We start from the raw sequence: 20572 nt of genomic DNA on the forward strand, positions 1-20572 counted from the left end.
TGGCGAAATCGCCGCTTTCGACACCTTCCAGCACGCCGAAGCTGCGGGCCGAGATGGTGTTCAGCTGCCCCGCCAGTTCCAAAATCCACGCCCAGCCCGCCTGCCAGCCGCGATCCTGCAAGATCGTTTCCAGCAGCGAATGCATCGTGCCCGAGCGCATCGGGTGCGACATGGCGACCCCTTGGGCGAAATCCGGGTCCAGAAGGTCGTTCCAGTCCTGAGGCACCGGCCCGTCGCGGCCCGCGCGCCAGGTCCAGCCGACGGCGGACCAGGCGAAATCGGCATAAGGCCCGTGCCCCAGGTCGGCCAGCCGCCCGGCGCCGTCCAGCACCACGAAGGCCTCGGGGGCCGAGGCCCAGAACAGGTCGAACCGCCGGTCGTTGCCGGCCAGCACCTCGTCCACGGCGGCATGGGTGTTCTTGTTCAGGACGCGGATGCGGATATCAGGGTGGCGGCGCGCGAAGCCTTCCAGCATCGGATCGACCACATCGGCCTGATAGGATGTGATGATGCGCAACTCATCCCCAAGGGCAGGCAGGGCCAGCGCCCAGAACAGCGCGGCCAGCTTGCAGATCGCCATCGCGGCCCGGTTGCGTCGCACCACCTTCCCCCCTTTCCGCCCACGGACTGTTGCACCCTTGACCGCCACGGCGCAACCGGGGCTTGACGCCGGTCAAGGCGGAACGGGGCGCGTCGGGACAAGGTGGCGCGATGACCGGGACAAGGGAAGGAACGTGATGCGGGTCGAAGATCTGCCGGGCGAGTTGATCCTGTGGGTTCTCATCGCCTCGGAAATCCTTGTCTTTGCGGCGGGTGTCACGGCGATGATGGCCGTGCGGCTGACCGACCCCGAGGGGTTTTCCGCCGCGCAGGCGATGCTGGACGGGCGTATGGCGGCGCTGAACACGGTGGTGCTGGTCACCTCGGGGCTTTGCGCCGCCCTGGCCGAGCGCGCGGCGGCACGGGGTCAGGCGGGCAAGGCGAGGGTTGCGCTACTGCTGGCGGCGATCGGGGGCGTCGTGTTCCTGATCGTCAAGGGCATCGAATACGCCCACGACATGCGCCAGGGGCTGGGGATGGAAAGCCATCCGTTCTTTACCTTCTACTACCTGCTGACCGGCTTTCATGCCGCCCATGTCATCGCAGGGGTCGTGCTGCTTGGCCTTGTGGCGGTGAAGGCGCGACCGCAGCCGGTGCAGGCGGGGGCGGCATTCTGGCATATGGTCGATCTGGTCTGGGTGCTGATCCTGCCGCCGATCTATCTGATGGGGTAAGCGATGGATGTTCTGGTGCGCAACTGGCTGTGGCTGCTGGCGCTGATCCTGGCGACGGTCGTCGTCGCGGGCGTCGGCGGCATGGCGGCGACCGCGCTGCTGCTGGTGCTGGCATGGCTGAAGGCGCGGCTGATCCTTGGCGGCTTTCTGCATCTGGACCGCGCGCCCGGCTGGCTGCCGGCATTCACCGTGCCGCTGGCGATCTGGCTGGCGGTGCTGTGGGGGCTTTACGCGGCGGGCTAGGCGCGCTTGCCCGGCCCTTTGTCTGCCTTGTCCATCAGGCCGCCGATCCAGCGTCCCGCCGCCCATGCCGCGGGAATCCCCAGCGGCACGGCCAGCGCCGCCGCCTGCCAGGGCGACAGCTTGGGCAGCCCGATCCAGCTTGCCAGCAGCGACAGCATGAACAGATTGATCCAGACCGCCGCCGCCGCGAAGGGGTAGAACAGCACGGCCAGTTTCAGGTCGGACCAGCGCTCAGTGGCTGGTTCCGTCCTCGAAGGTGATCTTGTTCCAGACATTGTATTTCCCGGATGGTTTGCGCATCGGCAGCCGCCGCACTTCTTCCAGCGTCTTGGCATCATAGACCACGACCGCGCCCTCGTCTTCCCAAAGCGAGACCAGCACATGGCTGCCGTCGCGGGTGAATTCGCTATGGGCGAAGGTCTGGCCGGGGAAGGGGGCAAGGGTCCGCACGATCTCAAGCGTCTGCTTGTCGATCACATGCATCTCGTCGCGGTGGGGGCCGAAGAAGACATCGGCCCAGATATAGGGGCTGGTCGCATGGCCGCGCAGGAAGAAGCCGGGGCCGCTGGTCTGGATCTGCTTGACCAGCGACCAGTCGGCCATGTCGATCACCGACAGCACGCCCTCGCCCAGATGCGGGGTGGCCATGACGCGGCGGCCCTCCAGTTCCCAGGTGATGCCCGAGCCCAGATGCGGCATCCCCGGCAAGGGCAGGCGCGCGACTTCGTGGCCGTCGTCCAGATCGACCACCACGCCGCTGTCGCCGGTCCGGTTCGCGCCGATCACCTGCTTGTAGTCGGGCGAGAAGAAGAAATCGTCCAGCGGCTCGCTGATCGGGATGCGGCGGATGGCGTGGTCGGAGGGCGTGACCTCCCATATCTCCGCCGCGTCCTTCAGCGCAAGGACGAAACTGCCGCGCTGCGGGGCCTGGTAGACGGCGCTGACGCGGCTTGGGGTGCCCTCGGCCTCGACCGCGATCAGGTCCGCCGGGTTCAGGTCGTCGTCAAGGATGGTCAGGCTTTCGGGCAGGTAATTCGCCACCGCGAGCCACTCGCCATCCGGGCTGATGGCGATATTGCGGCTGTTCAGCGCGGCGCGGATGCGGCCCACCTCGGCCAGAGACCAGATGTCGTATTTCTGCACCCAGCCGTCGCGCGACATGATGTAGACGAAGCGCCCCTGCGGGTCGAATTTCGGTCCGCCATGCACGGCGAAGGGGGTGGCGAAGCGGTCCAGCACCTCGAAGCTGTCGCCGTCCAGAACGCTGACATGATGGTCGCCGGTCTCCACCACCAGCGTGATGTTCATCGGGTCGGCCTTGAACACCGGCGCGTCGGCGGGCCGGTAGTCCGGGTTCATCTCGCGCGAGGCAACCATGTCGCCCGCCGTCCAATCGGGGCGCTGTTCCAGCGGGGTCTGGATATAAGCCGCCAGCGCCGCGATGGCGTCCGGCGACAACTGCTCGGCATAGCCGATCATCTGGGTCGAGACGCGGCCCTCGGCGATGATCGTCTCGATGCCCTTCAGCCGGCCCAGGGTTTCGGGGATCAGAGCCGGGCCGGTGCCGCCAAGGCGGTCCTCGCCGTGGCAGGCGGCGCAATGTTCGGCGTAATCGGCGGCAGGATCGGCATGGGCGACCGAGGCCAGCAGCAGGCTAATGGAAACGATGCGCCGGATCATGGCTTTTTCCCCGGAAAGGCGTGACGGCAAGGCGCTCGGTATCGTCGGCGCCGATCTCGCGCGCGGACAGGTAGCAGGCGGGGTCCTCGGCCCATGGATCGCCGGTCAGTTGCAGCGCGCGGATGCGGGTATTGCCGCCGCAGACCTTCTGCCAGGCGCAGGCGCCGCAGCGACCCTTCAGCGGGCGCGGGCGGGTGCGCAGGGTGGCAAGGATCGGGTCGTCGCCGGTCCAGATCTCGGAAAACGGCCGCTCCTTGACCGAGCCCACCGTGTAATCCGACCAGTAGGTGTCGGGATGGACGCGCCCCTGCGGGTCGATATTGCCGACGCCCAGCCCCGAGGAATTGCCGCCCCATGCCTCAAGATGCGCTTGCAGATGCGCGACGGCCTCGGGGGCGAAGCGCGCCCGCGCCCAGTTCAGGAACCAGACCGCATCGGCGTCGTTGTTGCCGGTGACGACTTCCAGCGGCTCGCCCTTTTCCACGGCGTCCCACGCGCGGGTGGTCAGCAGGTCCATCGCCTTGCGGGTGTGGTCATGGGCGGCGTCCTCGCCCCGGTGCTTGTCGCCGCGCCCGGCATAGACCAGATGCGAGAGATAGAACTTGTCCACGCCCTCGTCCCGGCACAGGTCCAGCATGGCGGGCAGGTGATGGGCGTTGTCGCGCGTCAGCGTGAAGCGCAAGCCCACCTTGACGCCCCGCGCCTTGCAGGCCCGCACGCCCGCCAGCGCGTCGTCGAAGGCCCCCGCGACGCCCCGGAACCAGTCGTTCACCGCGCCGATCCCGTCCAGCGAAATCCCCACGTAATCGAAGCCCAGGTCGGCCAGCCGGTCGATATTGCCGCTGTTGATCTTCGTGCCGTTGGTGGACAGCGACAGATGGCGGAAATCCAGCCGCCGGGCTTCCTCGGCCAGTTCCCAGAAATCGAAGCGCGACATCGGCTCGCCCCCCGACAGGATCAGCGCCGGGATGCGGAATTCGTGCAGGTCGCGCAAGACGCCCATCGCCTGGTCATGGGTCAGCTCGCCCGGAAAGACCCGGTCGGCGGACACGGTATAGCAATGGCGGCATTTCAGGTTGCAGCTTCGCGTCAGGTTCCAGATCACCACCGGCTTGACAGGCCCCCTGCGGAGGCGCGGCGGGGTCGGGTGCAGAAGCTGGTGCATGTATTGTGTCAGGCGGAACATGGGCTTTCCTTTCAGTCGCCCTTCAGGCGCAGGCCGGTCTTTTTCAGGATCCGGGTGGAATAGAGGATGTCGTCGGCGCGAAGCGCGGGCCCCAGCAGGGCGCGGACCTGCGCCCGCTTTTCCTCGACCTCGGCGCGGGTGGTGCCGTGCAGCATCGCGAACAGGTTGTAGGGCCACATGGGCCGCGCGCGGGGCCGCAGGTAGCAATGGGTCACGAAATCCAGCGCACCGACCTGCTGGCCCAACGCGCTGGCATGGGCGTCGTCCACGTCCCAGACGCTCATGCCGTTGGCGGTCATGCCAAGCGCATAGTGGTTCGGTGCGATGGCGATGCGGCGGATGATCCCGCGCGCCTGCATGGCGGCAAGGCGATGGGTCACCTGCGCCTCAGACAGGTCTAGGTCGCGGGCGATCTGCGCATAGGGCTGATCCACCAAGGGCAGCCCGGCTTGCGTGGCGGTGATCAGGCGGCGGTCGGTCTGATCCAGCATCATGCCGCCACCCTGAAGCCGATGAAAAATTCTTCCAGTTTCGGGAATTGCAGCACGGTCAGGCCCGTCTCGGCCTCGATCCGCGCGCAGGTTTCCCCGATGCCCTCGGGCGTGGGAGTGGCCAGCACGAACCACATGTTCAGCGCGTGGTCGCGGGCATAGTTATGCGCGACCTCTGGGTGCGCATTGACCAGATCGGCGATGCGGTCGAAATCGGCGTCCGGCGCCGACAGCGCGCAGAGGCAGAAGGCCCCGCCCATCGCCGCCGCGTCGAAGAAGGGGCCGAAGCGGGTGATGGCGCCGATCTCGCGCAGGCGCGACAGGCGGGCGATCAGTTCCGCCCCGGTCAGGCCAAGGGCGGCGCCCGCCTCGTCATAGGGGCGCGGGGACAGGGGGAAGCCCTCCTGCAAGGCGTTCAGGATGGCGCGGTCGGTGGCGTCAAGCGCGCCTTGGGGCAGGGTCTTGCGGCTCATGCGGCGGCCTCGATGATGGCGCCCCGTTGGCGAAAGCAGCGGGTCGAGAACAGGATGCGATGCGGGATGCCCGCCAGTTCCGGCAAGGCGCGGGCCTCGTCCAGCACCGCCATCGCCTCGGGGCGGGAACGGGCGTGGATCATACAGAACAGAGGCCAATCCCACAGGCCGGGCACGATGCGGCGCTGATAGCACAGCGTCACGCCGGGGATCTGCGACAGGGCGCTGCCCGCCGCCTCGATGGCACCTTCGGGCAGGCGCCAGACGACCATCGCGTTCTCGCGCCAGCCAAGGGCGCGGTGGCGGACGATGACGCCGACGCGGGTCAGGATGCGGGCTTCGGCCAGCGCGCGGATGCGGGCGATGGCCTGCGCTTCCGAGATGCCCCGGCCAAGCGCGGCGAAGGGGCGCGGCAGCAGCGGCAGGCCCGAGGACAGCGCCTGCATCAGCGCCCGGTCGGTGTCGCGCAGCACCGACAGATCGGCGGGGCGGTCCATCGGCATCGCCTGCCGCGGGCCGGTCAGCGGAAAGCCCAGGTCGATGTTGAAGGCGCGGACCAGCGGCAGGGACAGGACCGGCAGGGCGGTCGCCTGTTCGATCCGGGCAAGGCTGGCGGCCAGCGCGTCGGCATCGGGGGCGGTGGCGACGAACCACAGGTTCCAGTCGCCCTCGCGCTGATAGGAATGGTTGACGCCGGGCTCGGCCCCGACCAGCGCGGCGACTTGCTCCATGCGGCTTTCCGGCACCCGCAGCGCCGCAAGGGTCGAGGCGCCCATCGTGTTCGGGCGGCAGGTCGCGCCGATGCGGGTGATGCGGCCCGCGTCAAGCAAGCCGCGCAGCCGGGCGATCGTCTCGGCTTCGGGGATGCCGAGGCGGGTGGCGATCGCCGCGAAGGGGCGCGGCACCAGCGGCAGGTCGCGCTGGAAGTCGTTCAGCAGGCGCAGGTCGATCTGATCCATTACAGCCCCGTCCTGTGCGCGCGGTCGGTGAAGAAGATGCCGGATGGTGCGTTTGCCTGAATCTCGCCCAGCACCTCGCGGGTGCGGGCGTCGCGGATTTCCACGCGGTTCTCGTCGCGCACCGACAGCCAGACCTCGCGCCCGCGCGGAGCGAACTCCATGTGCAGCACGCCCGGACCCGGCGTCAGCGTCTCGGTGACTTCATGCGTCAGCACATCGACCACCTGTATGGTGTCGTTGTTCGGCGGGGCGAAGTTCACCCAGACCTCGCGCCGATCGGGGCGGGCAAGGGCGAAGACCGGCTGGCCCACAAGGTCGGTGCGCCCGATCTCGGTCAGTTCGTCCGCATCGACCCACAGTAGCTGGTGCAGCCCCACGGCGGGCAGGGCGAAGACGCCATCGGCCAGCGTCCAGCCTTGCAGATGCGGCATCTTGTAGACCGGCATGTCGGGCTGGTCCTTGCCGTAGTCGGGCAGGAAGCGCGTGACCTGCGGCGGGTCCTGCCACAGGTCCACCTGCGTCAGTCCCTTTTCGCCGAAGAGGCCAATGATATAGCGCCGCCCGTCCGCCGTCAGCAGCGCGTCATAGGGGTTGGCGCCGATGCCTTCCAGCTTTGTGATCACAGGATCGGCGGGGTTGGCCGAGTGGTCCAGGATCCAGGCCTCGCCCGTGTCCCAGGTCGCCACGATGAAGCGCGAGCCGGGCACATCGGCGATGCCGACGGTCTTCGATTCCATCGGCACGTCGGCAACCAGATCCAGCGTCCCGGCGTCGAAGACCTTGACGCCGCCCGGCTCATAGTTCGCCACGGCGATCAGCGCGCCGTCGTCCGAGATCGCCCCGCCGATGGAGTTGCCGCCCTGAACGACACGATTCACGATCTGCCGGGTCAGGATGTCCACCTTGCTCAGCCCGCCGTCACGGCCGAAGACATAGGCGAAACGCTCATCCGGCGAATAGACGAGGCTGGCATGGGACAGGTCGCCCAAGCCCTCGATCCGGCCAAGGGCGGCGCGGGCGCTGCGGTCCACGACCAGCAAGGATCCCGCCTCGCGTTCCACGATCAGGCCGAGGTCGCCGGTGCCGCGCAATTCGTCCGCCAGGGCGGGCGCGGCCAGCAGAAGGGCGGCAAGCAGGGGTTTCAGCATCATTCGGCCTCCAGCAGGTAGTCGGCGATCCAATGCGCCTCGTCCTCGGTCAGCAGGGGGCGCCAGCCGGGCATGGCGGTGCCGGGCAGCCCGTCGAGGATCACCGGCACAAGGTCATCGGCGGAACGCCCGGCCAGCGCCTGCGGCGTGATCGGGCTGCCAAGGCCCCCGGTCATGCGCAGCCCGTGGCAGGAACCGCAGTCCTGCCGGACCATATGTTCCAGTTCCGCCGCGCGGGGCGCTGGAACGGCGGCGTCCAGCGCCAGCCCCAGGATCAGCGCCCCCATCACGGCAGGCACGCGGCCAGCGCCGGACAGGCCGCCTGCGGGATCAGCGGCAGGTGGGCGGGGCTTTCCAGCGCCGCGACATGGCCGATGATGAACAGGACCGGCGCGGGCATCGGATTTTCCGCCAGCAGCGCGGCGATGCCCGACAGTGTGCCGCGCAGCCGCCTTTCGCGCGGCGTCGTGGCCTGTGAAACCGCCAGCACCGGCAGGTCGGCAGGCATCCCCTGCCCCATGAGCCGGGCCGAGATCTCGGCCATGTTCGCAGCCCCCATATAGACGGCCAGCGTCGTGCCCGGATCGGCCAGCGAGGCCCAGTCGAGGTCCAGCGCCGCATCGCCGGCGCGGTGGCCGGTGACATAGCGCAACCCCGTCGTCAGTCCGCGATGGGTCAGCGGAATGCCCGCCGCCGCAGCCGCGCCCTGCGCCGCCGTGATGCCGGGGACGTATTCCCAGGGAATGCCCGCGGCGGTCAGTTCCTCGGCCTCTTCCCCGCCGCGCCCGAAGATGCCGGGATCGCCGCCCTTCAGCCGCGCCACGACCAGTCCGCTTGCGCCCAGATCGATCAGAATCCGGTTGATGCGGTCCTGCGGGACGGGGTGGCAGCCCGCCGCCTTGCCGACCGCGACGCGCCGCGTGGCGGCGGGCACGAGGTCCATGATCTCGGGCGAGACCAGCCGGTCGTGGACCACCACATCCGCCCCTTGCAACAGATGCAATGCCCGCACCGTCAGCAGGTCCGGGTCGCCCGGTCCCGCGCCGATCAGATAGACCTTGCCCGTCATATCGCCCCCTGATGCCTGTGAAACTGCCTTGGCGGGGGCGCAAAGCACGCGCGCCCCCTGCCTTGGTTGCAACCGATCAGTAGATGTCGCCTTTGGTGTTGTAGACGTTGAACTTGCCGGTCGGCGTGATCAGGCGTTCGTCCTTGATGACGTGCTTGAGTTCCAGCGTCTTGTCATCGACCACGACGATGGCGGATTCCTGATCCAGACCGTTCCAGATGCTGAACCAGACCTCGGTGCCTTCCTTGTTGAATTCGCCCTGCACGACGCGGGGCTGGCCCTCGCTGATACCGGCCCATTCGGCCAGCGGCAGGGTGACGAATTCAGGCGTGGTCTCGCCGTCCATCGTGCTGGTGTCGAAGACCGCAACCGAGCCGGAAATCTCGATTTCCGGGTTCAGCGTCGCATCGACATAGAGATATTTCGACTCCGGGTGCGTCTTGATGAACAAGGACCCGCCGCCAAGCGCGGGGAAGCTGTCGAGGATCTTCCAGGCGTTGTCGGGATGGCCTTCGGGATCGGTGCCGATCAGCGCCACCGAATCGTCGCCCATATGCGAGGTCGCCCAGACCGGCCCGAAGGTCGGATGAACGAAGTTCGCGCCGCGGCCAGGGTGCGGGGTCTGCCCGCCGGTGTCCTCGATCGCCTCGAGCCTGCCTTCCTGGGTGTCGATGACCACCAGCTTGTTGCGCGCATTCGCCGCCGTGATGAAATAGCGATGCGTCGAATCCAGCCCGCCGTCGTGCAGGAAGCGTTCCGCGCTGATCTCGGTCGTCTTGAGGTTGTCGAGGTCGGTATAATCGACCAGCAGGATCTTGCCGGTTTCCTTGACGTTGACGATGAATTCCGGCCGGTAGTGGCTGGACAGGATCGCGGCCACGCGCGGTTCGGGGTGATACTGCTGCTCGTCATAGGTCATGCCGCGCGTGGACTGGATCTTCAGCGGCTCCAGCGTCTGCCCGTCCATGATGACGTATTGCGGCGGCCAGTAGGCCCCGGCGATGGCGTATCTGTCCTCCCACCCTTCCATCTTCGAGGTCTCGATGGAACGCGCCTCCGAGCCGATCTTGATCTCGGCCACGGTGTCGGGATTTTCCATCCACATGTCGATCATGTTGACCTTGCCGTCACGCCCGATGACGAACAGATACCGCCCCGAGGCCGATATGCGGCTGATGTGGACGGCATAGCCCGTGTCCAGGATCGACTTGATTTCATAGGTCGCGCCGTCGATCAGCGCGATCTGGCCCGCGTCGCGCAGGGTGACGCTGAAGATATTGTCCAGGTCCCAGTCGTTGAGCTGCTCGGTCGGGCGATCCTCGGGTTCGACATGGACGACCCAGGTTTCCATCATCTCGTTCATGCCGAATTCGGGCGGCGGCGCCGGGTCCAGCAGCAGGTAGTTCGCCATCAGGTCGACCTGCTCTTCGGTCAGGTCGCCCGAGGTTCCCCAGTTCGGCATCCCGGCGGGCGAGCCGTAGTTGATGAACATCTGAAGATATTCGAAGCCCACCTCGCGCGTCAGGTCGGGCGTCAGCGCCTTGCCGGTCGCGCCGTTGCGCAGGACGCCGTGGCAGCCCGCGCAGCGTTCGAAATAGATCTTGTTGGCCTCGTTATACTGCGCGTCGGTCAGCGCGGGGATGCCCTCGGGCGCGCCGGGGGCGGTCACGTCCTCGCGCGCGAGGTTGTCCAGCGACGGCTCATAGCGGTTGTCGAGCGCGGACTGGTGATCCTGAAGCGAGGTCTCGGACGGATCGGGCGGGGCCGCATCCTGCGCGAATCCGGCCGTTGCCGACAGCGCAAGCGCCATCGCCGTCGTCGCCAGCGCCCGCCGGACGTTGAATGGTGTTTTCCCGTTCATCTGGCATTCCTATCTGCTGGTTGAGATTTCCAATCGATCTACAGACGGATTCGCCACAAAGACGTTGACCATTGTTAAGGCCCCCTGCGGCTTTTTGCGCAAAAAGTCCGGAAAGGCTTTTTGAAGGCGCGTGATCCATGTCCTGCGACCGCTTTCCCGGTGCGATTCCCCTTCTGCGGCTGTGGCTGGCGGCGCTGCTGACGGCGCTGGCCCTTGGCGCGGCGCAGGCGGCACCGCCCGACGAATCGACCGCCGCCATACTGCTGGGGGTCGAGGGTCCGCTGGTCCTGACACGCAGCGATGCGCCGGTGCCGGGCTGGATGGCCACGCGGGACGGCCAGCCGGTGGGCATGATCGGCTCGACCTGGGAAATCGCGGCCAGCACCGGCTATTCCGGGCAACCGCTGGAGGTGCTGGTCGCCGTGACGCCGGACGGGACGATTGCGGGCGCGCGGCTGGTCCGGCAGACCGAGCCGGTCCTGAGCCTCGGCATCTCGGACGACGATATCCGCGCCTATGTGGACGGGTTTCGCGGCATCGCGCTGCGCGGCGAAGGGGGGCAGCCGATGCCCGACCTGATCTCGCGCGCCACCGTCTCGACCGGGGTGATTCGCGACGGCATCCTGCGCACCGCCCGCGTGCTGGCGCAGGCGCAGGGGCTGGGCGGCGGCGGCATCGACCGGGTGGGCTACGCACCCGCGACATGGGCCGACCTGATCACCCGCGGCGCCTTCGCGCAGGCCCGCGCCAGCATGGCCGAGGCGGCGGAGGCCTTCGCCAGTGCTCGCGTTCCGGTCCAGCCCTCGGACGCGCCCTTCCTTGAAGTTTACGCCGGGCTGATCGACACGCCCACCGTGGGCCGCAACCTGCTGGGCGGGGCCGATTTCACCGCCGCCACCGGCGCGCTGGTCCCCGGCCAGGCGCTGCTGGCGCTGATGTCGCGCGGCGTCTACAGCCCGCGCGGCACCGAATGGCACCGCAGCGGCAGCTTCGAGCGGATCGAGATCGTCCAGGGCGAAACCCGCATCCGCCCCGCAGCCGACGATTTTCAACTGGTCGAGAAACTCGCCCTGCCCGACGCCCCCGACTTCCGCGAGATCAGCCTGTTCCGCCTGAACATCGACGCGGGCGCGGGCGGGATCGAGCCGCGCGAACCTTTTGATGTGATCGTGACGGCCACGCGCCCCTCGGCCACGGGCGACACCCTCGCCCTGCCCGTCCGCGCCACCATCCGCCTGCCCGAGGCCTTCACCGTCGCCGAGCCCGAACCGCAACCGCTGTGGATCGGCTTCTGGCAGCAGAAGATCCCCGGCATCGTGCTGGTCGGCGCGGCGCTGTTCGTGCTGGCGCTGATCCTGTTCGGGCAGGAATCGCTGGTGCGCCGGCCCCGGCTGTGGCTGCGGGTGCGCACGGGTTTCCTGCTGTTCACCCTGCTGGTGCTGGGCTGGGGGCTGAACGCGCAGCTTTCCGTCGTGCAGGTCGTGGCCTTCCTCAATTCGCTCCTGTCCGGTTTCCGGTGGGAGACGTTCCTGATCGAGCCGCTGATCTTCCTGATCTGGGGCACCACCGCGCTTGGCCTGCTGTTCTGGGGACGCGGGGTTTTTTGCGGCTGGCTGTGCCCCTTCGGCGCGTTGCAGGAACTGCTGAACATCGCCGCCCGCCGCATCGGCATCCGCCAGATCGCCGTGCCTCAGGCGCTGCATGAACGGCTGTGGGTGATCAAATACACGCTGTTCGTGGCCATCGTCGCGCTAAGTTTCTACAGCATGGAACAGGCGCTGATCCTGGCCGAGGCCGAGCCGTTCAAGACCGCCATCTCCATGCGCTTCATCCGCGCATGGCCTTTCGTGCTGTTCGCCGTGGCCCTGCTGGCGGCGGGGCTGTTCATCGAGCGGTTCTATTGCCGCTACCTCTGCCCGCTGGGCGCGGGGCTGGCGATTCCCGCAAAGCTCAAGATCTTCGACTGGCTGAAACGGCGCCCCCAATGCGGGCGCGAATGCCGGTTGTGCGAGACGAAATGCACCGTCGGCGCCATCGACCCGCTTGGCCGGATCAACCCCAATGAATGCGTGCTGTGCCTGCGCTGTCAGGTCGTGATGAACGATCCGCAGACCTGCCCGGTCCTGAAACGCCGGGCGCGCGGCGCCGCACCGAAGGAGGCGACATGAAGCCCGATCATCTTTTCACCGCCGGTTGGCGGGTGTTCTTCCTTGCGGCGGGGCTGTGGGCGGTCTTCGCCGTCGCGGTCTGGGTGTTCTGGCTGGGCATCCACGCCTTTGGCGGCATGGCCGGGCTGGGCGTCGCGATGGCCCCGCATCTGTGGCACGCGCATGAGATGGTCTTCGGCTATGCCGCCGCTGCGCTGGGCGGGTTCTTCCTGACCGCCGTGCCCAACTGGACCGGCGCGAAAGACGCGCCCGAGCGATTCGTGATGATCGTCGCGGGCCTGTGGCTGGCCGGGCGGCTGGCGGTCTGGCTGTCGGGGGTGCTGCCGATGGCGCTGGTCGCGGTGATCGACCTGGCCTTTCTGCCGGTCTTGGGGGCCAAGGTGCTGACGCAGTTGCTGGCCCGGCCCAAGGCGCAGAACATGCTGTTTTTGCTGCTGCTGGCGATGGTCTGGGCGGGCAACCTGATGGTGCATCTGGAATGGCTGGGCCTTGCCCGGACCGAGGCGCAGGGCCTGACCGGCGGCCTTCTGGCGATCTGCGCCATGATCGCGGCGCTGGGTGGGCGTGTGACCCCCGCCTTCACCCGCAACGCCATGCTGCGGCAGGGACGCATGGACCGCCTGCCCGCCAGCCACGATCTGCTGGACAAGGCGGGCATCGCGCTGGCGATCCTGACCGCGCTGGCGGCGCTGGCCGGGCTGCCCGCCGCGCTGACGGGCGGGCTTGCGGTGCTGGCCGGGATCGCGGCGGCGGGACGGCTGGCGGGGTGGCGAGGCCTGCATCTGCTGGGCCAGCCGATCCTGTGGTCGCTGCATCTGGGCTACGCGATGCTGGCGCTGGGGCTGATGCTGTGGGGCCTGTCGCAATTCGGGCTGGGTTCGCAGACGGCGGCGCTGCATGTGCTGGCCATCGGCGCCGTCGGCGGCATGACGCTGGCGGTGATGAGCCGCGCGGCGCTGGGCCATTCGGGCCGCGCGCTGGTCGCGCCGCGTCTGGTCGCGCTGGCCTATGTCCTGATGCCGGTGGCGGTGGCGCTGCGCTGGGCCGGGTCGCAATGGATGGGCGGGTTCTACTATACCGGCGTGCTGGCCTCGGGCGTGATCTGGTGCGTGGCGTTCACGCTGTATCTGGTCGCGCTCTGGCCGATCTTTTTCGGGCCGCGCGCCGATCCGGGCGGGGCGGGCAGGCGGGTGACGCAATGAATCGCCGCCGCTTCCTTGCCCTGACGGCGGCGGCGCTGGCCGCGCCCGGCGCGGCATCGGCCGCCGTCCGGGAATGGCGCGGGCAGGCGATGGGCGCGGACGTGACGCTGCGCGTCCGGGGCGCGCCCCCCGCGCAGGCCCGCGCCTTCTTCGCCGGTGCCATGCGCGAACTGGCCCATGTCGAAAGCCAGTTCTCGCTGCACAGCGATTCCGATCTGGCGCGGCTGAACCGGCTGGGCCACCTGCGCTTTCCCTCGGTCGCGATGCAGGATCTGCTGGCCCTGTCGGACCGGCTGCACCGCGCCACCGGCGGGGCTTTCGATCCGACCGTGCAGCCGCTGTGGCTGGCCCGCGCGCGGGGCGGGGACGAGGCCGCCGCCCGCGCCCTGATCGGCTGGCGCCATGTCGAATGGGACGCCCGCGAAATCCGCCTGACCCGGCGCGGCATGGCGCTGACATTGAACGGCATCGCGCAGGGCTGGGCCGCCGACCGGCTGGCCGGGGTCGCCGCGCGCCACGGCCTGACCGACCTGCTGATCGACAGCGGAGAGTTCCGCGCCCTCGGTCCCCGCGGCTGGCCCCTGGGCATCGCCGACGCACAAGGCCGCGTCCTGCACCGGCTGGAACTGCGCAGCCGCGCGCTGGCGACCTCCTCACCGCTCGGCACGCGGATCGGGCCGCAAGACGCCCCCCATATCATCGACCCGGCGGGGGGCGGGGCGGTCTGGGATACGGTCTCGGTCAGCGCGCCCCACGCGGCGCTGGCGGACGGGCTGTCCACGGCGCTTTGCACCCTGCCCCGCGCGCGCATAGACGCCGCCCTTGCCGCCCTGCCCGGCTGCCGCGTCGAGACCCTGCACCCACCGCAACACGGAATTTCCGCAGATATCACGAACCGTTGACTTTCATCAATGAGCGACTCGGCCCCGGCGGGCGAGTGATGGGCATCGAACTCCAACGGAAAGGGACCCGCGTCATGAGCGACATCATGACCAAGAGCATGGCCCGGAACGTCTTTTACGGCGGGTCCATCTTCTTCACTCTGCTCTTTATCGGGCTGACCGTTCACAGCCATATCTATGCCCGCACCAAGGCCGTCGACGAAAGCACGCTGACCGCCAGCGTGATCGAGGGCAAGCATATCTGGGAACGCAACGCCTGCATCGACTGCCACACCCTGCTGGGCGAGGGCGCCTATTTCGCCCCCGAACTGGGCAATATCATGGCCCGCTGGGGTGTGCAGGACGACCCCGACATGGCAGCCGACACGCTGACGGGCTGGATGCAATCCATGCCCACCGGGATCGAGGGCCGCCGCCAGATGCCCTTCTTCGACCTGACGGACGAGGAATACCGGGCGCTCAGCGACTTCCTGCTGTGGACCGGCACGATCAACACCCAGAACTGGCCGCCCAACGAGGCGGGCTGAGGGGAAACGGACATGAGATATCAAACGCAACGCATCGCCTATGCCTATATCATCGCGGCCATGGGGCTGTTCGCCATCCAGGTGACGGTCGGGCTGCTTCTGGGCTGGATCTACGTCAGCCCGAACTTCCTGTCGGAACTGCTGCCCTTCAACATCGCGCGGATGCTGCATACCAACAGCCTGATCGTCTGGCTGCTGCTGGGATTCTTCGGCGCGACCTATTACATCCTGCCCGAAGAGGCCGAGCGCGAGATCCACTCGCCCATGCTGGCCTATCTGCAACTGGCGATCCTTGTGATCGGCACGCTTGGCGCGGTCGTGACCTATGTGTTCGACCTGTTCCACGGCAACTGGCTGCTGGGCAAGGAAGGCCGCGAGTTCCTTGAACAGCCCAAATGGGTCAAGATCGGCATCGCCGTGGCCGCCGTCATCTTCATGTATAACGTCACCATGACCATCCTGAAGGGCCGGCGCACGGCGGTCAGCAACGTGCTGATCCTGGGCCTTTGGGGGCTGGTGCTGCTGTGGCTGTTCGCCTTCTACAACCCCGCCAACCTGGTCTTGGACAAGCAATACTGGTGGTGGGTCGTCCACCTGTGGGTGGAAGGCGTGTGGGAACTGATCATGGCCGCGATCCTGGCCTTCCTGATGCTGAAGCTGACCGGCGTGGACCGCGAGGTGGTCGAGAAATGGCTTTACCTGATCGTCGCCACCGCGCTGTTTTCAGGCATCCTCGGCACCGGGCACCATTACTACTGGATCGGCCTGCCCGCCTATTGGCAGTGGATCGGCTCGATCTTCTCCAGCTTCGAGATCGTGCCCTTCTTCGCGATGATGGCCTTCGCCTTCGTCATGGTCTGGAAGGGCAAGCGCGACCACCCCAACAAGGCGGCATTGCTGTGGAGCCTGGGCTGCACCGTGCTGGCCTTCTTCGGGGCGGGCGTCTGGGGCTTCCTGCACACGCTGCACGGGGTGAACTATTACACCCACGGCACGCAGATCACCGCGGCGCATGGCCATCTGGCCTTCTATGGCGCCTATGTCTGCCTGGTGCTGGCGCTGGTCACCTATGTCCTGCCGATCATGAAGAACCGCGACCCCTACAATCAGGTGCTGAACATGGCATCCTTCTGGCTGATGTCGTCGGGGATGGTCTTCATGACGGTGACGCTGACCTTCGCGGGCACGGTCCAGACACATCTTCAGCGCGTCATGGGCGAATATTTCATGGAGGTGCAGGACGGCCTGACGCTGTTCTACTGGATGCGCTTCGGGTCGGGCGTGATGGTGGTGCTGGGGGCATACCTGTTCATCTATGCAGTGCTGTTCCCGCGCCGCGAGGTGGTCAAGCCCGGCCCGGTGCAGGCGCACAAGGACGGCCATCTTGAACCGGCGGAGTAAGCCATGAACGCGCATGTGAAACCCACGGGGGGGGCGGACGCCCCCTTCTACCTGCCGCAGGCCGACGAGATCGCGATCTTCGAGGCCGCCGCGAAAAACGACCTGCCGGTGCTGCTGAAAGGCCCGACCGGCTGCGGCAAGACCCGCTTCGTCGCCCATATGGCGGCGCGGCTGGGGCGGCCCCTCTACACCGTCGCCTGCCATGACGACCTGTCGGCGGCCGACCTGATCGGGCGCTATCTGCTGAAAGGGGGCGAAACCGTCTGGACCGACGGCCCCCTGACCCGCGCCGTCCGCGAAGGGGCGATCTGCTATCTGGACGAGGTGGTCGAGGCCCGCAAGGACGTCACCGTCGTCCTGCACCCGCTGACCGACGACCGCCGCATCCTGCCCATCGACCGCACGGGCGAGGAGATCGCGGCACCCCCCGGCTTCATGCTGGTCGCCAGCTACAACCCCGGTTACCAGAACATCCTGAAAACGCTGAAACCCTCGACCCGGCAGCGTTTCGTGGCGATGGAGTTCGATTTCCCCGCCCCCGACCGCGAAACCCGCATCGTCGCGCAGGAAAGCGGGCTGGACGAGGCCCGCGCCTCGGCGCTGGTGCGGCTGGCGGGCAAGATCCGCGCGCTCAAGGGGCAGGATCTGGAAGAAGGCGTCTCGACCCGGCTGGTGGTCTATGCGGCCACGCTGATCGGGCAGGGCATGGCCATCGACCGCGCGGTCTCCGTCGCGATGATCGAGCCGCTGACCGACGATCCCGACATCCGGCAGGGGCTGCGCGACCTGTCGGTGGCCGTCTTCGGTTAGCGTCATGGGGCTGGATATCGAACCTTGGGAGCCCGAGGAAAGCGTCGGGCTGATCTGGCACAAATGGGCCAGCGGCTTCGACGCGCCCGCCGATTTTCAGGATCAGGCGGTGGCGCTGTCCGAAATCGCGGGGCGGCTGGCGGTGCTGTTTCGCGGGCTTGGCGGGCATCCTTCGGTGGAAATCCGCGGCGCGGACGATCAGGTCTCGACCCACCGGCTTGGCTGGCGCCGCCGCCTTGGCACCGTGGCCGAGCCGATCCCGCAAGCCAGCTTCGACGGTGAAATCCTGCGCCTGCCGCAGCGCCTGACCGCCCTGCCCGCGCGCGAGGCGAATGCCGCGCTTTACATCTGGCTGGCCGCCTGCGCCGCGCATGGCCGGCCCGCCCCGCATCACGACGACCCGCTGCGCGCCGATCTGGCCCGGCTGGCGGCGGCGCGGGACGCGGTGGCGCGGACGCTGGCGGATGCGCCGGGGCTGGCCGCGCTTTACCACGACCTTTGCCGCATGACCCTGACCCTGCGCCCGGTCCCCCGGCTGACGGGGGACGAAGGTGCCGTGGAATCGCTGGTCCGGCAGATGCTGGGCGACCCCTCGCCCCTGCCGCTGCGCGCGCAGGCCCTGCTGGACGGGTCCGACCCCATCGCCGCCCCGCGAGGCTATCGCCCGATGCGGCCCGTCACGCTCTGGCCCGTTTTCGGACAGCGCGCCCGCGCGGGCGGGACGGAAGCCGCGCATGACCGCCCCGACGGGCTGGCCGCCGATCCGCTGTCCGAACGCATGATCCGCGCGCGGCGGCGCAAGACCGACCAGCCCGACCGCCGCGACAGCCTGATCCTTTACAAGTTCGAGGCCCTGCTGTCCTGGGCCGATATGCTTAACCTCAACCGCCATGTGGACGACGACGAGGAGGACGACGCCAGGAAGGCCGCCGAGGATCAGGAGGAACTGTCCCTCGGCCAGGTCAGCAAGGCCCCCGCGACGCGGCTGAAGCTGCATCTGGACCTCTCGCCCGAGGATGCCGATCTTGAGGCCGTGGCGGGCAAACTGACCTATCCCGAATGGGATGCGCGGCGCGGGCAATATCTGCCCGGTCACGTCCGGGTGCTGGTCAATTCCGCGCCTGAGGGGGTCGATACCGCGCCGCTGGACGACCCTGCCGCGCGCCGCCGCATCCGCGCCGTCCGTCGCCAGTTCGAGGCGCTGCGGCCGGGCCGCGTCACCACCACCGGCCACCGCGACGGCGACGACCTGGACGACGACCTGATGGTGCGCGCCGCCGCGCAGTTGCGCGCGACCGGGCAGGGCAACGACCGCATCTGGCGGCAATCGCGCCCCGTCGCGCGCAATCTGGCGGTGTCGATCCTGCTGGACGTGTCGCGATCCACCGAAAGCGCGGTCGCGGGCCGCAGCGTGATCGACGTCGAGCGCGAGGCGATGGTGGCGCTGGCCTGGGGGCTGGACGCCTGCGGCGACCGCTTTGCGATCAACGCCTTCTGTTCGCTGAAACGCGACCGGGTGTTCGTCAGCGAATGCAAGCGTTTCGACGAACCGATGGGCCGGGTGGTCGAGGAACGGGTGGCGGGCCTCGCCCCGCGCTTCTACACCCGGTTGGGCGCGGGGATCCGCCATGCCAGCGCGGGGCTTGCGGGCGAGGCAGGCAGCCGCCGCTTGCTCTTGGTCATCACCGACGGCAAGCCCAACGACATGGACCATTACGAGGGCCGCCACGGGATCGAGGACAGCGCCAAGGCTGTGCGCGAGGCGCGCATGGCCGGCCATTCAGTCTTTGGCGTCACCGTCGATCAGGACGGCAAAAGCTGGTTTCCCCGCATCTTCGGGCAGGGCGGCTTTTCGCTGATCCCCCATCCCGACCGGCTGGCGGGCGCACTGCCGATGATCTACCGCCAACTGGTCGGGCCATGACGGCCCGGCCCGCCTCAGGCGCCGGGCTGTCCGCGCTCGCCGTGGATCAGGATGCGCAGCGCCGCGACATCGGCGATGTTTGCGCGGTTGTTTTCGGTCTCGACCCCATGTTCGCGCAGCTTGGCGAAAGCACGCGAGAGGCTTTCGGGCTGCATCCCCAGATGGCCCGCAATCAGGCGCTTGTTATAGGGCAGTTCGACCTCGCAGGGACCCGAGGCGCGGTCGGTCAGCGTGGTCAGGAACTCGGCCAGCCGCTGCACGCCGGTCTGGGCCTTGAGTTGTTCGATCTGTTCGACCAGCCCTTGCAGATGAACGAAGGTCGAGGCCAGCAGGTCCAGCGCGAATTCCGGGTTCTCCAGCAGGAATTGGCGCAGCCGCGCGCCGTTGATCTTCAGCAGGGTGCAGGGGCTGATCGCCTCGGCGGTGACGGGATAGGGCGCGCCGCGAAGCACCATCGCCTCGGCGAAACTGCGGTCGCGGCCAAGGATGGCGACGACGGCCTCGGTCCCGTTCTGGGTCATGCGCACCAGCTTGACCGATCCGCAAAGGACGACGAAAACCCAATGCGCCGGGTCGCCCTGCATGGCGATGGTGGTGCCCGCGTCATAGCTTTGGCAGGTCGAATCGCGCAGGATGCGGGTGCGGTGTTCCTCGCTCAACTCGCTGAGAAGAACGGATTTTCGGACGGCGGAAGCCAGCAAGGGTTTCATGGAAATTCCCTTTTTATCGGTTGTTATGAATTGTCCCGCAAATGCGGCAGGTCACGCGGAACGGGCGGGTCCGGTATCGAAAGCGGCGCGTGTCAGGATGCGGCCTTCGCCATCGACGGTCAGGCGAAAGGCTCGGTTGCGGTAAAAGAAGACAAGGCGGAAGCGGCCTTCGTCCGCGCCCTCGCCCCGCTCGGTCCGGCTGGTGATGGCGCCGTCGCGCATCAACGCGCGCGCCTGGGGCGGTGAAAGGCCGAATGCCGCCGCGATCAGGGTGGCATCGACGGTGAAGCGGCCATCCTCGACCCCGATCCTGTCGGGCGGGGCGATCATGACGGCACCGGCATGGCGCGAAGGCGGGTCATGGCGTGAAATCCGCGATATTGCAAAGAACGGGCGCGGTCGCCGCGCCCGCCGTATGGGTCACATATGGGCCGCTTACTCGACCTGCGCCAATGCAGCGTCCAGCCGGTCGCGGGCGCGCTTGGGCAGCTTGCCTTCCTGCAAGGCCGCGAGGTTCGAGGTATCGTCGCCCACCTGCACCACC

Annotated in this window: 22 protein-coding genes; 9 read left to right on the top strand and 13 right to left on the bottom strand. The window is 68.0% G+C overall.

The window, feature by feature from the left end; translation table 11 throughout:
* A partial coding sequence (locus tag Q0O97_RS15710; protein ID WP_294931471.1) for an ABC transporter substrate-binding protein occupies positions 1-604 on the bottom strand: 604 nt, incomplete at its 3' end.
* Positions 605-737: 133 nt separating this feature from the next.
* On the opposite strand from Q0O97_RS15710, the gene Q0O97_RS15715 reads away from it, so the two are divergent.
* Entirely contained in the window at positions 738-1274 is a 537-nt protein-coding gene (locus Q0O97_RS15715) for a cytochrome c oxidase subunit 3 (RefSeq protein WP_294931474.1), read from the top strand.
* A 3-nt stretch (positions 1275-1277) separates the two neighbouring features.
* Positions 1278-1517 (top strand): cytochrome C oxidase subunit IV family protein, encoded by a 240-nt coding sequence (locus Q0O97_RS15720; RefSeq protein ID WP_294931477.1) that lies wholly within the window; start codon positions 1278-1280, stop codon positions 1515-1517.
* Here Q0O97_RS15720 and Q0O97_RS15725 read toward each other — a convergent pair.
* From Q0O97_RS15725 to Q0O97_RS15770, 10 genes are all read right to left on the bottom strand, one after another.
* Entirely contained in the window at positions 1514-1723 is a 210-nt protein-coding gene (locus Q0O97_RS15725; RefSeq protein WP_366125265.1) for a hypothetical protein, read from the bottom strand. The two genes, Q0O97_RS15720 and Q0O97_RS15725, sit on opposite strands and share 4 nt — an antisense overlap.
* Before the next feature lie 25 nt (positions 1724-1748).
* Positions 1749-3197, bottom strand: a complete 1449-nt coding sequence (locus tag Q0O97_RS15730; RefSeq protein ID WP_294931483.1) for a cytochrome D1 domain-containing protein — start codon at positions 3195-3197, stop codon at positions 1749-1751.
* On the bottom strand, positions 3172-4383 hold the full coding sequence (nirJ, locus tag Q0O97_RS15735) for a heme d1 biosynthesis radical SAM protein NirJ (protein ID WP_294931486.1): 1212 nt from the start codon (positions 4381-4383) through the stop codon (positions 3172-3174). The genes Q0O97_RS15730 and nirJ overlap by 26 nt, the downstream gene beginning before the upstream one ends.
* Positions 4384-4394: 11 nt before the next feature.
* Positions 4395-4877: an AsnC family transcriptional regulator gene (locus tag Q0O97_RS15740; RefSeq protein WP_294931489.1), complete on the bottom strand. Its 483-nt coding sequence runs from the start codon at positions 4875-4877 to the stop codon at positions 4395-4397.
* Positions 4874-5347 carry an AsnC family transcriptional regulator gene (locus Q0O97_RS15745; protein WP_294931492.1) on the bottom strand — a complete coding sequence of 158 codons (474 nt, stop codon included), beginning with the start codon at positions 5345-5347 and terminating at the stop codon, positions 4874-4876. The genes Q0O97_RS15740 and Q0O97_RS15745 overlap by 4 nt, the downstream gene beginning before the upstream one ends.
* Entirely contained in the window at positions 5344-6306 is a 963-nt protein-coding gene (locus Q0O97_RS15750; protein WP_294931496.1) for an AsnC family transcriptional regulator, read from the bottom strand. Before Q0O97_RS15750 ends, Q0O97_RS15745 begins: the two co-directional genes overlap by 4 nt.
* Positions 6306-7457, bottom strand: a complete 1152-nt coding sequence (locus Q0O97_RS15755) for a cytochrome D1 domain-containing protein (RefSeq protein ID WP_294931499.1) — start codon at positions 7455-7457, stop codon at positions 6306-6308. Before Q0O97_RS15755 ends, Q0O97_RS15750 begins: the two co-directional genes overlap by 1 nt.
* Entirely contained in the window at positions 7454-7741 is a 288-nt protein-coding gene (locus Q0O97_RS15760; protein WP_294931502.1) for a cytochrome c, read from the bottom strand. The genes Q0O97_RS15755 and Q0O97_RS15760 overlap by 4 nt, the downstream gene beginning before the upstream one ends.
* Positions 7741-8523 (bottom strand): uroporphyrinogen-III C-methyltransferase, encoded by a 783-nt coding sequence (cobA, locus tag Q0O97_RS15765; protein ID WP_294931505.1) that lies wholly within the window; start codon positions 8521-8523, stop codon positions 7741-7743. Before cobA ends, Q0O97_RS15760 begins: the two co-directional genes overlap by 1 nt.
* Before the next feature lie 76 nt (positions 8524-8599).
* Entirely contained in the window at positions 8600-10384 is a 1785-nt protein-coding gene (locus tag Q0O97_RS15770) for a nitrite reductase (RefSeq protein WP_294931508.1), read from the bottom strand.
* 137 nt (positions 10385-10521) lie between these two features.
* Here Q0O97_RS15770 and Q0O97_RS15775 point away from each other — a divergent pair, with 137 nt between their 5' ends.
* The 7 genes from Q0O97_RS15775 to Q0O97_RS15805 all read left to right on the top strand — a co-directional run bounded on the left by Q0O97_RS15775 (position 10522) and on the right by Q0O97_RS15805 (position 19318).
* Entirely contained in the window at positions 10522-12552 is a 2031-nt protein-coding gene (locus tag Q0O97_RS15775) for a NosR/NirI family protein (protein WP_294931511.1), read from the top strand.
* Positions 12549-13754, top strand: a complete 1206-nt coding sequence (locus Q0O97_RS15780; protein ID WP_294931513.1) for an NnrS family protein — start codon at positions 12549-12551, stop codon at positions 13752-13754. Before Q0O97_RS15775 ends, Q0O97_RS15780 begins: the two co-directional genes overlap by 4 nt.
* Entirely contained in the window at positions 13751-14656 is a 906-nt protein-coding gene (locus tag Q0O97_RS15785; protein ID WP_294931516.1) for an FAD:protein FMN transferase, read from the top strand. Before Q0O97_RS15780 ends, Q0O97_RS15785 begins: the two co-directional genes overlap by 4 nt.
* 74 nt (positions 14657-14730) lie before the next feature.
* Positions 14731-15183 carry a cytochrome c gene (locus Q0O97_RS15790; protein WP_294931519.1) on the top strand — a complete coding sequence of 151 codons (453 nt, stop codon included), beginning with the start codon at positions 14731-14733 and terminating at the stop codon, positions 15181-15183.
* A gap of 12 nt (positions 15184-15195) precedes the next feature.
* Positions 15196-16584: a cbb3-type cytochrome c oxidase subunit I gene (locus Q0O97_RS15795; protein ID WP_294931522.1), complete on the top strand. Its 1389-nt coding sequence runs from the start codon at positions 15196-15198 to the stop codon at positions 16582-16584.
* A gap of 3 nt (positions 16585-16587) precedes the next feature.
* A complete protein-coding gene (locus Q0O97_RS15800; RefSeq protein WP_294931525.1) occupies positions 16588-17394 on the top strand; it encodes a CbbQ/NirQ/NorQ/GpvN family protein in 807 nt (268 codons plus the stop codon).
* Between the two features lie 4 nt (positions 17395-17398).
* On the top strand, positions 17399-19318 hold the full coding sequence (locus Q0O97_RS15805; RefSeq protein ID WP_294931528.1) for a nitric oxide reductase D protein: 1920 nt from the start codon (positions 17399-17401) through the stop codon (positions 19316-19318).
* 14 nt (positions 19319-19332) lie between these two features.
* Here the strand turns inward: Q0O97_RS15805 and Q0O97_RS15810 are convergent, their stop codons facing one another.
* Together Q0O97_RS15810 and Q0O97_RS15815 are read right to left on the bottom strand one after the other, a co-directional pair.
* Positions 19333-20028 (bottom strand): cyclic nucleotide-binding domain-containing protein, encoded by a 696-nt coding sequence (locus tag Q0O97_RS15810; RefSeq protein ID WP_294931531.1) that lies wholly within the window; start codon positions 20026-20028, stop codon positions 19333-19335.
* A 51-nt stretch (positions 20029-20079) separates the two neighbouring features.
* Complete coding sequence (locus tag Q0O97_RS15815) at positions 20080-20358, bottom strand: DUF6522 family protein (protein WP_294931535.1); 279 nt, start codon at positions 20356-20358, stop codon at positions 20080-20082.
* Positions 20359-20572 lie beyond the last annotated feature (214 nt).

Source organism: uncultured Paracoccus sp., assembly GCF_945915435.1.
In the GTDB taxonomy this organism is placed as follows: Bacteria; Pseudomonadota; Alphaproteobacteria; order Rhodobacterales; family Rhodobacteraceae; genus Paracoccus.

Excerpts from the sequence above, each read along its gene's own strand:
- Q0O97_RS15715 (WP_294931474.1), top strand. The coding sequence starts at position 738 with ATGCGGGTCGAAGATCTGCCGGGCGAGTTGATCCTGTGGGTTCTCATC.
- Q0O97_RS15720 (WP_294931477.1), top strand. The coding sequence starts at position 1,278 with ATGGATGTTCTGGTGCGCAACTGGCTGTGGCTGCTGGCGCTGATCCTG.
- Q0O97_RS15730 (WP_294931483.1), bottom strand. The coding sequence starts at position 3,197 with ATGATCCGGCGCATCGTTTCCATTAGCCTGCTGCTGGCCTCGGTCGCC.
- nirJ (WP_294931486.1), bottom strand. The coding sequence starts at position 4,383 with ATGTTCCGCCTGACACAATACATGCACCAGCTTCTGCACCCGACCCCG.
- Q0O97_RS15740 (WP_294931489.1), bottom strand. The coding sequence starts at position 4,877 with ATGATGCTGGATCAGACCGACCGCCGCCTGATCACCGCCACGCAAGCC.
- Q0O97_RS15745 (WP_294931492.1), bottom strand. The coding sequence starts at position 5,347 with ATGAGCCGCAAGACCCTGCCCCAAGGCGCGCTTGACGCCACCGACCGC.
- Q0O97_RS15750 (WP_294931496.1), bottom strand. The coding sequence starts at position 6,306 with ATGGATCAGATCGACCTGCGCCTGCTGAACGACTTCCAGCGCGACCTG.
- Q0O97_RS15755 (WP_294931499.1), bottom strand. The coding sequence starts at position 7,457 with ATGATGCTGAAACCCCTGCTTGCCGCCCTTCTGCTGGCCGCGCCCGCC.
- Q0O97_RS15760 (WP_294931502.1), bottom strand. The coding sequence starts at position 7,741 with ATGGGGGCGCTGATCCTGGGGCTGGCGCTGGACGCCGCCGTTCCAGCG.
- cobA (WP_294931505.1), bottom strand. The coding sequence starts at position 8,523 with ATGACGGGCAAGGTCTATCTGATCGGCGCGGGACCGGGCGACCCGGAC.
- Q0O97_RS15770 (WP_294931508.1), bottom strand. The coding sequence starts at position 10,384 with ATGAACGGGAAAACACCATTCAACGTCCGGCGGGCGCTGGCGACGACG.
- Q0O97_RS15775 (WP_294931511.1), top strand. The coding sequence starts at position 10,522 with ATGTCCTGCGACCGCTTTCCCGGTGCGATTCCCCTTCTGCGGCTGTGG.
- Q0O97_RS15780 (WP_294931513.1), top strand. The coding sequence starts at position 12,549 with ATGAAGCCCGATCATCTTTTCACCGCCGGTTGGCGGGTGTTCTTCCTT.
- Q0O97_RS15785 (WP_294931516.1), top strand. The coding sequence starts at position 13,751 with ATGAATCGCCGCCGCTTCCTTGCCCTGACGGCGGCGGCGCTGGCCGCG.
- Q0O97_RS15790 (WP_294931519.1), top strand. The coding sequence starts at position 14,731 with ATGAGCGACATCATGACCAAGAGCATGGCCCGGAACGTCTTTTACGGC.
- Q0O97_RS15795 (WP_294931522.1), top strand. The coding sequence starts at position 15,196 with ATGAGATATCAAACGCAACGCATCGCCTATGCCTATATCATCGCGGCC.
- Q0O97_RS15800 (WP_294931525.1), top strand. The coding sequence starts at position 16,588 with ATGAACGCGCATGTGAAACCCACGGGGGGGGCGGACGCCCCCTTCTAC.
- Q0O97_RS15805 (WP_294931528.1), top strand. The coding sequence starts at position 17,399 with ATGGGGCTGGATATCGAACCTTGGGAGCCCGAGGAAAGCGTCGGGCTG.
- Q0O97_RS15810 (WP_294931531.1), bottom strand. The coding sequence starts at position 20,028 with ATGAAACCCTTGCTGGCTTCCGCCGTCCGAAAATCCGTTCTTCTCAGC.
- Q0O97_RS15815 (WP_294931535.1), bottom strand. The coding sequence starts at position 20,358 with ATGATCGCCCCGCCCGACAGGATCGGGGTCGAGGATGGCCGCTTCACC.